11 protein-coding genes and 1 pseudogene are annotated in these 13414 nt (G+C 38.8%); 8 read left to right on the top strand and 4 right to left on the bottom strand.

From position 1 onward, the window contains the following. Positions 1-327: 327 nt before the first annotated feature. Positions 328-2004, bottom strand: a complete 1677-nt coding sequence (locus tag B2O97_RS01065; protein ID WP_070566759.1) for a DUF6377 domain-containing protein — start codon at positions 2002-2004, stop codon at positions 328-330. Between the two features lie 232 nt (positions 2005-2236). Next, on the bottom strand, positions 2237-2476 hold the full coding sequence (locus B2O97_RS01060) for a DUF1569 domain-containing protein (RefSeq protein ID WP_070566757.1): 240 nt from the start codon (positions 2474-2476) through the stop codon (positions 2237-2239). A gap of 218 nt (positions 2477-2694) precedes the next feature. On the opposite strand from B2O97_RS01060, the gene B2O97_RS01055 reads away from it, so the two are divergent. The 3 genes from B2O97_RS01055 (at position 2695) to B2O97_RS01045 (ending at position 4101) form a co-directional block, all read left to right on the top strand. Next, positions 2695-2979, top strand: a complete 285-nt coding sequence (locus B2O97_RS01055; RefSeq protein ID WP_070566755.1) for a right-handed parallel beta-helix repeat-containing protein — start codon at positions 2695-2697, stop codon at positions 2977-2979. A gap of 254 nt (positions 2980-3233) precedes the next feature. Then, positions 3234-3710, top strand: coding sequence for a transposase family protein (locus B2O97_RS01050; RefSeq protein ID WP_070566753.1), 477 nt, complete (start codon positions 3234-3236; stop codon positions 3708-3710). Continuing rightward, positions 3661-4101, top strand: coding sequence for a hypothetical protein (locus B2O97_RS01045; RefSeq protein WP_139145007.1), 441 nt, complete (start codon positions 3661-3663; stop codon positions 4099-4101). The genes B2O97_RS01050 and B2O97_RS01045 overlap by 50 nt, the downstream gene beginning before the upstream one ends. A 172-nt stretch (positions 4102-4273) precedes the next feature. Here B2O97_RS01045 and B2O97_RS01040 read toward each other — a convergent pair. Next, a pseudogene (locus B2O97_RS01040) lies at positions 4274-5128 on the bottom strand (IS3 family transposase); the annotation flags it as partial. After that, positions 5116-5397, bottom strand: coding sequence for a transposase (locus tag B2O97_RS25175; RefSeq protein ID WP_070566746.1), 282 nt, complete (start codon positions 5395-5397; stop codon positions 5116-5118). The gene B2O97_RS25175 and the pseudogene B2O97_RS01040, both read right to left, overlap by 13 nt. A gap of 162 nt (positions 5398-5559) precedes the next feature. Between B2O97_RS25175 and B2O97_RS01035 the strand changes: the two genes are divergently transcribed. From B2O97_RS01035 to B2O97_RS01015, 5 genes are all read left to right on the top strand, one after another. Next, positions 5560-6438: an AraC family transcriptional regulator gene (locus B2O97_RS01035; protein ID WP_070566744.1), complete on the top strand. Its 879-nt coding sequence runs from the start codon at positions 5560-5562 to the stop codon at positions 6436-6438. A 224-nt stretch (positions 6439-6662) separates the two neighbouring features. Further along, positions 6663-9725, top strand: a complete 3063-nt coding sequence (locus B2O97_RS01030; RefSeq protein WP_157698540.1) for a SusC/RagA family TonB-linked outer membrane protein — start codon at positions 6663-6665, stop codon at positions 9723-9725. A gap of 11 nt (positions 9726-9736) precedes the next feature. Further along, complete coding sequence (locus B2O97_RS01025) at positions 9737-11269, top strand: RagB/SusD family nutrient uptake outer membrane protein (protein ID WP_070566742.1); 1533 nt, start codon at positions 9737-9739, stop codon at positions 11267-11269. 10 nt (positions 11270-11279) lie between these two features. Beyond that, positions 11280-12218 (top strand): hypothetical protein, encoded by a 939-nt coding sequence (locus B2O97_RS01020; RefSeq protein ID WP_201303565.1) that lies wholly within the window; start codon positions 11280-11282, stop codon positions 12216-12218. Positions 12219-12226: 8 nt separating this feature from the next. Continuing rightward, a complete protein-coding gene (locus B2O97_RS01015; protein WP_088162439.1) occupies positions 12227-13414 on the top strand; it encodes a glycoside hydrolase family 26 protein in 1188 nt (395 codons plus the stop codon).

The raw sequence follows: 13414 nt of genomic DNA, 5'->3' as shown, positions 1-13414 counted from the left end.
TTGTTTAAAATTTTTAAATTATCCCTTTTTTGCTGCTTAGGTATTTTCTAAAACAGCCATTGGTTACAGTTCCAAATCTAGAGAAACCAAATCCCAGGAAAAAGATCGTAAACGCAAAATATAAGTCTGGTGAATGTTTAAGTATTTGATTATTAGCTGTTATATCTATATTTTTCTTTAGAAAAATATAGATATAACAGCAGTAAATTAGGTAGGGAATTAACATTTAGCGTACCGAATAATCTAAATTTAACACGCAGTACGATATGTAATACAGCGAATCAGAGCTGTATAGATGGGTATTTAAACGTATCGGGTGTCTTGTTTCTAAATACTTTTAATCGTTCCGATCTGCATGATGTTTTTATCAAATTCATCCTTATCTATGATAGCTTTGCTTTTAATTTTTGCCCGATAAGTATAAATTGTGTTTAAGGAACAATGGAGAAATCCAGCAATTTTGGATGAATCATTTACACCGAGTCTGATTAGGGCGAAGATGCGCAATTCGGTATTCAAGAGCTCATTCGTTTTAAGCATTATCTTTCCATCTTCGGTCAGCAACGAGTTTATATCGTCTACAAAACTGGGAAAGAGATGAAGAAAAATATGATCAAAGGTATTAAACAGTTCCTTTTTTTCTTTGTCTATTCTCTCGTTAGATTTAACCAAGTTAAGGAGCTCCGAGATTTTGTCTCCCATGATCATTTTCTTTATTAAGGTCTGAAATTTCTCCAATTTCGTGATGTACATTGAACAGATATCAAGAAAATGTCCGATGTATACCTCTTTGATGTGATTGGATTCATACAACAAATTGTTCGTTTTGGACAATTTGTTGTTTACAATTTTATACTCTTCATTTTTAGTTTGTAATTCGTCATTTAGTTTATTGAGATCCTGATTTGCTTTAAATAATTCGAGCCTGAACCTACTCACTTTTCTCATCTGTTTATAAACATATATTATCGCTAGTATCAATAATATGGAAAGGACGGAAGCAACAATTAAAAACGTAAACAATTGCTCCTTTTTTTGTTTTTGATGTTCCTGATAAGAGGTATCAATAATTGGGAAAATTTGAGAAACTTCATAGGTCCTAAATTTAGCATTGCAGAAGATTGCGTCTTCAAGCGATGATTTTATACACATATAGGATTCATCGATGTAACCTTGTTGGTGCAGTAAAAATGCTAACGCTTGCATGGAAGTATTTTCTTTTATCGCATTTTTAATATCGCAAGCTGCGGATATAATCAGCAGTTCGCACTGTTTGCCTACATTGCCTTCCTTTCGGTATATTTCTGAAAGTGAGAATGCAAGCATTGCTTTTTCATGGCTATCTTCCTTTATTGTCGCGAATATTGAATTCAAGATTACTTTAGCCTCTTTTATTTTGTTCAGGTCGATCAGTTTTTCTGCATATACCATTTTGTAGTGATTCGAAGATTCATCAAGCAGCGTTAATAAAGAATCACGATAATTACGGCTAATTGCTAAATAATTTTTTTGGTTATAATTATGGTATGCATAAAACTTGAAAAAGTTCTTTTGAGCATCCAGATATTTTATTTTTAGGTGATTGTTTAATTTTTGGATGGGTATTCTATCCAAAATATCTTTAGAATCAATGTACATACCTGCGACCAGATAATGTAGAGAAAGGTCTAATTCAGTTTCTAGTATCCAATTTGGACTCTGGAGTTTATTTGCCAGTTCCAAATTTTTCTTAGCATAATAAATAGCGGAATCAGATTTATAGGATGCGTATGAGCTACTCAGCTGTTTTTGTAATTCAAATTTTAGATTCAGATTTTCGGTGCTATTGTCCAGCTTTTTTTTTATCAGGGAAAGATAAAGCTCTTTTTGCTCAACAAAAGTATCTTTATTTTGAATGAGATTAGTAAGATTGAGAATTGAGGAGTCTTTTAAAGCAATCGCTTTAGTTTTGGAAATTGTGGCTATAAAAAATAAAATCAGATATAAAAATACAGGTTTTCCCATTTATATTAGTAGAATACTATTCAAATTAAAGAAATTGAGCAGATCAAATATAAATAAATAACTTGAGTTTGTTCAATGGCGCTTTTTTTATAATAGATCATATCCGAGATTAAACACAATCCTGCGTGTTGAAACATTACACCAATAATGACCTATTCCATTTTCAGATACCTGCCCTCGAACGAACCCGTTATAACGTCTGACACATGTAGCGGTTCCGTGGCTTTTTGGGTTACGCTCCAAACTGCTTTAAATGGTGGTTGCAATGTTTGTATATGAACTGACCTAATTGGGCTCTGGACATTCTACCAAAGAACCAATGTACAAATGTAGCTTTTTCAAATGTTTCATATTGCTCGATTAATAATTGCGTTACTGTCATTTTTCCCCAAAGAGCATCGCTGTCCTCGTGTAATAAATTAATTCTTTCGATGACCGCTTCTCTTATGTTTTTCTCAAATATTGATTTCATATTAGGAACATTTATCTATTCTATCTGGATTTTGATCATTTGCAGTCTTACAAATCTAACAGATTTGTTCTTCGATCGACTTTGCATAGGATAAGAAATAGAATTGCATATCTATCGCATTACATCTCGTTGATAGTCTGATAGACAGGATAATTTTTTGAACAAGATATTTTGAAAGTGGATTTTTAGCCCTGGATCAAACTGCCGGAAATGTTGTTTTGGGTGTTGGGAAAACGGGCATCTCGTTATATACGGTCGACAACTGTTCCGTAGAGGGAAATATTATTGAGGGGAATGATTCCAATGAGGTCGGTATCGATATTCAATCTTCTTCGGTACGCAGATCATCAGATATCAATGTGAGCGGAAACCAGATCAAAAGCGGATTTAAAAACGGTATCAACACTTTTAAATCGACAGGAACAGGATTTGACAGGATAGCTATCACAGACAATCGGTTGAAAACTGTGGTGCAGCATATCCAGTTAAAAGGTAAATTTTGAGCTACTTTAATTTCGTGCTTAATTTATTTTTGCAAAGTATACATCTCCGAATATCGCAATAACAAACATGAGCAAATAAAAAATGTGAAGTCTGGATATACTTGAACAAGCTGACCCCTCAAAATTGAATTAGAATTAGGGATGCGTAGTGCGTTTAAAGCTGTTATTCAACTGCCATACTGGCTGATGTTGGTTCTTCCCCACTTTTGGTGGTAATACCATTATATTTGTCTTCAATTAGCGTTCATATTTTAATGAATGCATCAAAACTTGTTTTTTCGGACGATGGTGATAACTTCAGGATTATATCAGTAGATAACCAGCAAGATGTACTGGTAGTTTATGTGCAGAGTACTACCCAAAGTGCTGTCTGTTCAAACTGCTGCATCACTTCGAAAAGAATCCACAGCTATTACACCCGCAAGATCGCAGACCTTCCTGTCTTTGGTAAAACTTCCAGAATTATTCTTCGCTCTCGTAAATTTTATTGTCATCAAGACGAATGTCCGTTCAAAATATTCACCGAGAGGCTCGAGAGTCATTTCAGGCCATATAAACGGAGGACTGAGCGTCTGGAAAGTAAGATTAGACAACTTGGGCTTCTTGCCGGAGGAAGGCCTGCTCAGCGGATTTGTACCATATTGTCTATACCCACTAGCGATACGACTATACTACGGTTGATTGAAAAAAGCGATTTTTCACCAGCAAAAGGTGTTGAAAAATTTAAGTGAGGCTGTACAGAAAGTTTTGATTAGGCATTACAGCAAAGCCACAGCTTTGTTGGCCAATAAGCAGTTGCGGGTTGACGATCAACAAATAGCTGAAAATCAAAGCTCACTATCTGAAAACAGAAGCTCTCCGGATTCAGCTCATGGCGGGATCCGCTTAAAGCGGTTTGAGCAACTGAAGGAATTACAGAAAAAAGGATATTCCATACGTGCCATGGCACGGCATCTGTGCATGCACAGACAAACCGTCAAAAACTATTTGGACATGGAAACCTTGCTCCGGAAATCTCAATGCAAGATTAATCCGCTTGAAAAATTCTTTTACGCATATAAAAAAGCGTATGGGGGAAGAGCCGAGCATATTGATCACCACATTGTGGCAGGAGCTCTATGATACTGCCGGTTTGTTGGACAACTAAATTCAAACTTAATATATAATCTTCAATTTTTGACTGTATTTGCTAATATTTTTCTTTTTTCAAATCCCCTCCCCAAAGTGATTGAGGGTGTTTGAAAAAGAGGGAAATATTATACCTACCACCAGCTTTCCTTATTGCACCGACCAATTATGAGGCTTTCTTTGCGTAATAAACAGTGTCTGGAGTTTCATCATCAAGCGAATCGTGCCGTCTTATCGTGTTATAAAAGGTAACATAAGCGTTAACTTTCTGATAGAGATCCATCCCTGCGTTAGGAGGATTCAAATAGATTTTCTCTCTCTTTAGTGAACCCCAAAATCTTTCTATGTAAATGTTATCGATCGCACGACCTTTGCCATCCATAGATATTTGAACTTCTGCATCTTGCAGCGCACGAACAAAGATACTGGAAGTAAATTGAGAGCCTTGATCTGTATTAAAAATATCTGGTTTACCGTGTTTTTCAATCGTTTCAAGCATGATATCCCTGCACCATTCTGCATTCATTGTATTGGAAACTCCCCAACCCATGATCTTTCTACTATACACATCGATGATAGCAAACATGTACATAAAACCCCGGAACATGGGGATGTAGGTTATATCAGCCTGCCACACCTGATTTATTCGTTCTATCTTGAGATTCCTCAGAAGATAGGGGAACTTATAATCAGCTTTGTTTGATCTACTCAAATTCTTCTTCGGATATATCGTCCTAAGGTTCATGAGCTTATAAAGCCTCCGAATACGTTTCTCACCTACAAAATACCCCAGGTCTTTACACAGGTGAACAGTCATACGTTTAACACCATAAAATGGACAATCTAGAAATTTGCGATCTATCGCATTCATCAGCTGTTGCTTCAGCGTAGATACTCCCTTAGATTTGAAATAGTAACTGCTATGAGGGAGTTCTATGATTTTACACTGTTTATGAATGCTCAGATGGTGGTGGGACGGGCAAATAAGCTTACGTTTATCTTCTGTGCTCATTTGCCCAAGATTTTTTTTAAGAAATCAACCTGCATCTGGAGTTCGCCGATCTTCGAATAGAGCTCTTTCTCTTTCGAATCATCATTAACCATAGGCTTATCCGTCGTAAATGCTGCTTCAGCATTATCTAAGAATTCCCGCTTCCAGGTATTGATCTGCGTAGCTTGAACTTCATATTTAGAGGCAAGCTCATGAATCGTTTGCTGTTCCTTAATAGCTTCGATAGCTACTTTAGCTTTGAAGCTTGCACTAAACTTTCTTCGTGTTTTTTCATCTATTAACTGCTAATTTAAACATTTAAACAGTTATCCAGTATTTGGGGAGTATCATAAATATAATACTATTTTAACTGATAATAGCTTGATTCATACTATTTGATTGTTCTGTTATTGTTTATTAATAACTATAGTGTTATTTTAGATAATAGTATTTTAACAATTATGAGCCACCATCCGATCAAAGAAGTCACTCCATTAAGAGAAACAGAATGCTTCACTGTGTTTCATCGCATTAAAGATAAATTTGATTTTCCATATCATTACCATGAGGAGTACGAATTAAATATGATTTTGAATGCTTCCGGTGCTCAGCGAGTTGTCGGAGACAGGATTGAAGAAATTGGAGATTATGAGCTCGTTTTGACAGGCCCTAATTTGCCACATGGCTGGTTCAATAATAATTGTAGATCAAAGAATATTGTTGAAGTGACAGTGCAATGGAATAAAGATCTATTTAGCGATCAATTTTTAAATAAAAATCAACTGAATTTTATTAAAAGAATGTTGCAAGTAAGCAGCTTTGGTATAAAATTCTCGAAAAGCACTATTAAGTCAATCGCACCCGAAATATTGAATTTGCATAAAACGGTGGGGTTTGATTCAGTGATAAAATTAATGCTAATTTTGCGGGATTTATCGGTAAGCAAAGACACTGAACTACTGGTTGAGGGAGATATGCTTTTGGACAAATCACTGAATTTTCGAAGCCGTCGTTTAGATGTAGCATTTGATTATATGAATAAAAACTTCAGCAAATTGATCTCCCTTAATGACGTCGCCGAACTGGTCAATATGTCCGAAGTTTCTTTCTCCCGGTTTATAAAGAAACGTACAGGAAAAACATTTATTGACAATCTCAATGAAATAAGACTTGGCCACGCTACCAGAATGTTAATAGAGACGAGCAATACAGTCGCTGAGATTTGTTACCTATGTGGTTTTAATAATATTTCCAACTTTAACCGGGCATTCAAACGTAAAAAAAATTGTACCCCATCTGCCTATAGACTCAACTTCAGTGGCAGCCGTGTTTTCATTTAAGAGTTAAAATAATATATATAGTATTTTGTGGTTTTGATTGTAAGATGGGGTATATTTTAATTTGAGTATAACATTTGGTTAAAATAGTATTGATCTTTAAGTGGGGTATTGGAATATATTTGTCTAATACTTGAGGCTAACCAATTAAGAAAGGGATATACAGTACGTATGCTTAATAGAAGTTACCCATAGTAAGCAATTTATAAATCTAAATGTTATATATTATGAGAAGAAGTTTATTGACGACTTATACTCTTTTTTGCAGTGCGCTATTTGCCGTTCAATTAAGTGTTGCTCAGAGTCGATTAGTTTCCGGAACCGTTCGGGACAATCAGGGTCAGCCTTTAGCTGGAGTAACAGTAAAATATGGAAATCAGGCAGTCACCACAAATGAAAAAGGGAATTATCAGATTTCTGTGCCAGGCGGAACAGGAGTTTTGACCTTCACTTCGCTCGGACTCAAGACCGAAAACGTCCAATTAAATAATCAAACAGTTGTAAATGCAGTTTTGGCAACCGCCACAGTCGATCTCGAGGATGTGGTTGTTATCGGTTACGGCGGAGTTAAAAAGAGTGATCTTACAGGCGCTGTGGCCACACTCAAAGGTGGGGACCTAAACAAGACTCCGGCTTCATCAGTGGATCAATTATTGCAAGGAAAGATCCCTGGAGTCCAAGTGGCAATTTCAAGCGGTAAGCCTGGAGCTGGCGCTACAGTACGTATCCGTGGTAATAGCTCTCTCAATGGATCCAATGCGCCACTTGTTGTTGTTGATGGATTTCCCTGGGGTGATGCAGGAGATCTAAAACAGATAAATCCTGAAGATATTGAGTCCATCGAAGTACTTAAGGACGCCTCATCAGCAGCAATATATGGTTCGCGTGGGGCCAATGGAGTTATTATGGTTACCACCAAAAAGGCAAGAGCCGGTAAACCAAGAATATCTTTAAACACTTTAAATTCTATTTCGACACTAGCTGTCAAACCTGATCTTTGGCGTGATGGCATCGAAGAAGCTGTTTATGCAAATGAGGCGGCATTAAATGGGGGGACTCCTTTAAGTCAATTACCTTATCTAGGCGAAGTTAGGAGTGGGGTTTACTTTCCGTCTATAGCTGAATTGCGCGGGTTGGACCCCAATAAACCACAGTGGACCACCAATACCGACTGGGCAGATTTAGTCTATCGAAACCCTTTTTCCCAAAACTATACGCTTGGTGTAGATGGAGGTTCAGATAATACAAAATACTCCATGTCCGGTAATTATTATAAGGAAGAGGGACTCGCGATAAAAAATGCGTATGACAAATATACCGGCAGATTGAATTTAGACCAAAAATTAACTGAGGCTATCTCCGCTGGTACAAATGTGATATTGACACATACGAACAATCAAGGGCAAAATTTGAGTGCCGGCCGTACGCGTATATTCCCTGTTTATGACAAAAATGGAAACTATTTTCGTACATCGGCTACGGATTTTGGTAATCCGATAGCGATTGCTAATGAAGTGCTCAACAAGTCAAAGACTATAGACGTCTTGGCTACAGTATTTGCTAATATAAAATTTACTGATTGGCTTCAGTTTAGGACACAGTTAAGTACTAAGTTTGGTAATTCTGTTGGTGATATCTACGAGCCAGCCACTGTGACATTTCGAGGTTATGAAAATACAGGTTATGGCTCTATTAGCAACTATAACAATAATGAGCTAGTCAATGAAAACTATCTCACCATCAACAAGACATTTAACGATATACATCGCTTTAATATTGTAGGAGGTTTCTCTTTACAGACATCAACAACCAGAACGAGTAATTTGATAGGGATGAATTTTGTCAACGATAACCTTCAAAATGAAAATCTCAACAGTGCAAAGACAAAGACACTCAGTAATGGACTCTCTTCATCTACATTGAATTCTTGGTTTGGACGGGTAAATTATGCTTTAGCAGATAAGTATCTTTTTACCCTGACCGGTCGCGCAGATGGCTCTACTAAATTTGGGGACAATAATAAGTGGGCCTTTTTCCCGTCAGCAGCATTCGCCTGGAAAATAAGTGAAGAAGAATTCATTAAACACCTGGGCGCATTTTCCGAGCTGAAATTTAGAGCAAGTTATGGATTGACAGGTAATCAGGGGATATCTCCTTATCAGACCATGGACCGCTATGGCTCTGAGCGCTATTTTGTAGGATCACAAAATGGTTTTATGACGGGCTTTGGTCCGGGCTTGGCCGGAGCCAATAATGAGCAGGGGCTTACTGTCGTTGGTGGCTTAGGGAACAAAAGCCTAAAGTGGGAGACGACAACATCTTTCGATATTGGTTTGGATATCGGGTTTATGAACCAGCGCTTTACCCTGACGGCAGATTATTACGACAAGCAGACGAAAGATTTACTCCGTACGCGTACAATTTCACCATCCTCAGGCTTTGATCAACAATGGGTAAACGATGGTGAAATAAGTAACCGTGGTTTCGAATTGGGACTCAATGCTAAAGTAATTCAAACCGACGGTTTACAGTGGTCTGTTGGTGGCAATTTCGCTCTCAACCGTAACAAAGTGGTTAGAATGGGCGAGAGTGACCGTGTTGTCACAGGATCATTGATTGAAATGGTACGTCAGAATGTCAACCATTTTATCGTTGGCCAACCAATGTATACGTTCTATGGTTATCGTGCAAATGGAATAATTCAAACATTGGAGGAAGGGATAGGTGCCGGACTTACTGGGCGGGAGGCATTACCAGGTGAGATTAAATACGTCGATATCAGCGGCCCTAAGGGCGAGTCTGATGGGACCATAGATCCTACATATGACCGTACAGTAATTGGCGACCCTACACCTAAATTCATTTATAGCTTTAATACCAGTGCTTCGTACAAGCGTTTTGACCTAAGTGCCCAGTTTTACGGCGTATATGGGAATGATGTTTTCGATCTTCAAAAGATGACACCGAGCAGGCAAGTGCAGCGCTGGACGCCCGATAACCCAAGTCAGTTATATCCTAGAGCCAATAATACGCGAGGCTATAAAGCTTCGGATTTTTTCGTTGAAGACGGTTCCTTTCTTAGACTGCAAAATGTTACCATTGGCTATAATTTTAAGCCGGGCCTGATTGCTGGCATCAGCACATTAAGGTTGTTTGCCGCCGGCAATAACTTACTGACTTTTACCAAATTTAACAAGGGTTTTGATCCCGAGATGGGATTGGATGGAATCAACTGGGGTAATTACCCACGACCTCGAACTTATTCCCTTGGATTATCCGTTGGATTTTAAATTAAACAGCCATGAAAATCAATAAACTTTTTATACCTATTTGTCTTTTAGGACTAATCAGCAGTACTTTTATATCCTGTTCTAAACTAACAGAAGAGCCTTATGGAATAGTTAATTCAAAGTCTTTTTACAAGACGGGGCAAGATGCGCTTTCAGGCTTGATCTATGCTTACGCCATTTTGCCTGAAGTCGGATATTATTCTAGGGGTTATTACATTATTACTGAATTGCCGACTGAGAATCTGACAGCGAAAGCAGATGCAGGGCAGTCAAATTTTGAACTGGATCAATTACGGACTACCTCGACAAATTCAGATCTTGATAATCTATGGACATATCTTTATCGTGGTATTTCACGTGCTAACGCCGTAATAGCCAATGTTCCTAACGTTCCTAATATGGCGGAAGCTGACCGCAATCAAATTATCGGCGAGGCTTATTTTTTGCGTGCACTTCACAATTTTAATCTAGTGCGTCTATTCGGTGAAGTTCCGCTTCGTTTAGAACCCCTTGTTGAGGCCGAGCAGATCCCTGTAGCCAAGTCAAGTATCCAGCAGGTTTACGATGTTATCATTGCTGATCTAAAGCAAGGGGAACAATTGATGTCAATTTCTAAAAATTTTGAGGGAAGGGCAAATCGGTGTGCTGCCCAGTCATTACTCGCAAAGGTATACCTCCATATGGCGTCTTCAAAAGCTTCAACTTCGCCAGGCTACGAATTTGTAACTGATGCGACAAAGCTCTATCTTGAAGCGAATACATATGCCGCAAAAGTGATCAACGATCAGCAAATTTTTAATTTTACAAGTGTGTTACCTGATATCTGGAATACTGAAATTTATAAAAAAGCTGCCGTTTCCGAACACATATTTGACGCTGCTGTAGATCGCTCAGGTGAGCGCGAGGGGAATTATTCCAAATTACCGAACATGTTTTTGCCTGATCCCGGTTTTGCAATGCGTATTCCATACAATCCAAGCGATCCTGAGACTACAATAATCAATATTGGTAAAGGGTGGAACCATTTTCAGATGGAGGCCGCGCACTACAACAGCTACAACTCAAGTGATAAGAGGAAAACAGACCTTATTGTTTCAGAAGTTGTCAATCCCGATGGCAAAACCATTAAACTTGGTATTGCGGATTTCTCGCGACCTTTTACCCGAAAGTACATTGATCCACTTCGGGATGCAGATAAAATGAGTACCAATTCGCCGGTGATACGTTATTCGGATATTCTTCTGGTTTATGCAGAGTCTGCTGGTCCTACAGCTGAGGGATATGCTGCGGTGAATAAAATCCGTAGCCGGGCAGGCCTAGGCCCGCTTACAGCAAATCTATCGGTCGCTGCATTTCGTGAGGCAGTAGTTGAAGAACGTGCACTAGAGCTTGCATTTGAAGGGAATAGGCTGTTTGATTTACGACGCAATCATCTGATGGAAAAAGTTTTGGTAGAAAAGTATGGTAAATCCATCACTTCAGGAGCATACTTTTTTCCAATTCCACAGCGTGAAATTGATACAAACCCATTATTGAAACCATAACTATTTTATTATGAATCTGAAAACATATAAAGCTGGTTTTGCAGCATATTTGATATTGGTTTTTACAGTCTTTGGTTGTAAAAAGGATCCCTATAAGGGAGTCGAGAGCAATGAGAAATCCATTGAAAACTTTTCCATGGGGACAGGCTTTACGCAGATAGGAGCAGCAGTTGTAGACAGGGCCGCTGGGACAGTGAAAGTAAAAGTATTGGTGGAGGACAATACTGACTTTTCCAAAGTGAAACCTGTGATCCAACAATCTTATCGCGCTACTGTTTCGCCTGCCTCTGGTTCTGAAGTCAATTTTCTTGCCGGCAACTATAAGTATAATTATACCGTGACAGCAGAGACAGGTGAATCTCGAGAATGGGAGGTCATCGTCGAGCCTTTTACCGAAACGATCCTCGGTACCTACGATATTACCGGACTTGTACTTTATGGTGGTACAGGGCCTGAATATGGTGGTGGCGCGGTTTTATCCTTAACGAGTAAACCATGGATATGGCCTGTATCTGATGGTCCTCAAGTGGAATTGGATAATAGCATAACCTTTAAACTGACAGGAGTAACACCGACAGGTAAAACTACGGGTACATTTGTAAATGATGCCGGCGCTGACGGAAAATATGCCAATTTCATTTATACACCAGACCCCAAAACAGATGTCAATAAATTTTATCGTAAAATACCGAAGGGTGAAGGGAAATGGGAGCGGGACTACACAACCGATATCTTGACGCTAATTGCCGCAGATGGAAGCAGCGTAAATTGTAGTTTTCTTGGTCCTGGTACCGAGGATCTTGGCAATAAACAGGCTAAAACAATTGTTAACAATGCTTTTGCTTTTTCATTGAACGGTAATGACGACTGGTCTGCAATCTATACAGACTATGATAAGTTTGTGAAAAAGCCCAGAAGATATTGGGTGGAAGTGAAAAAGCGTAATTGATCCAAATCATGAAGAAGTTATTTATGTATGCCGTGTCCATCTTAATAGGTGGAACGGCATGTACCAAGGCTGATCCGGCCACAGATCAAAAGCCCGGAGAAAAACCCTCACAAATCGAACTCCGATTATTTGACAAGCAGGCGACGGCAGAAACTAAAGCGCTCTACTCCCAATTATGGAAGATAAAAGACAAAGGCTTTATGTTTGGCCATCATGATGATCTGATCTACGGCAGAGAATGGAAGGAAGTTGCCGGTAGATCTGACGTTTACGAAATTGTAGGCGACTACCCCGCAGTTTTTAGTGTTGATTTTGCTGAATTGATGGATGACCGCCGTACCAGAGCGACTTTAAACGAGGCCCGTAAAAAGGCTATCCTTGAAGCGCGTTCCCGTGGTGAAGTTATTACCGCTATGTGCCACCTAAACAATCCCTTGACGGGCGGGGATTCATGGGACAATTCATCAAAAACAGTTGTTAAAGAAATTTTGACCGATGGAAGTGCAACAAATTTAAAATTTAAAAGTTGGTTGGATAATCTCGCCACGTTTGCACTTTCATTGAAGGATGGCAATGGCAAATTGATTCCTGTTATCTTTAGACCTTTTCATGAACATACCCAAAGCTGGTCCTGGTGGGGAAGTTCTTGTACGACTAGTGAAGAGTTTATAGCGCTTTGGAAGTTTACGTTATCTTATTTGACAGTAGCGAAAGGGGTACATAATTTTATTTTTGCGATATCGCCACAACGGGACAATAATGGACGGAAAGAAGATCTGCTATTCCGCTGGCCGGGGGATGAATTAGTCGATTTTATCGGTATGGACTGTTATCATGGTACAAATACCCAAGCGTTTCTTTCCAATTTAAACGCGTTGCAAGAGCTTTCTTTAGAAAAGAAAAAGCCTGCTGGTGTTACCGAAACAGGAATTGAAGGGATCAGAAATGGTAATGTACCCTATGTCAGTTATTGGACCGAGCAGATCCTCACTCCACTCGTTGGTAAAAAAATCAGTATGGTCGTTATGTGGCGAAATGAATACGATCCATTAAAGCAAGGGATACATTTCTATGGACCATGGAAAGGGCATCCCTCAGCCGATGATTTCAAAACGCTATTTAGGAGCAGTATAAGTTTATTTTCAAAGGACCTCCCCAATATGTATGTATTGGCCGATGGTGTAACCGTCAATTAA

Origin of the sequence: Sphingobacterium sp. UBA865, from assembly GCF_002295765.1 — a bacterium.
GTDB classification, from domain to species: domain Bacteria; phylum Bacteroidota; class Bacteroidia; order Sphingobacteriales; family Sphingobacteriaceae; genus Sphingobacterium; species Sphingobacterium multivorum.
This window is presented reverse-complemented; position numbering and strand designations above follow the sequence as displayed.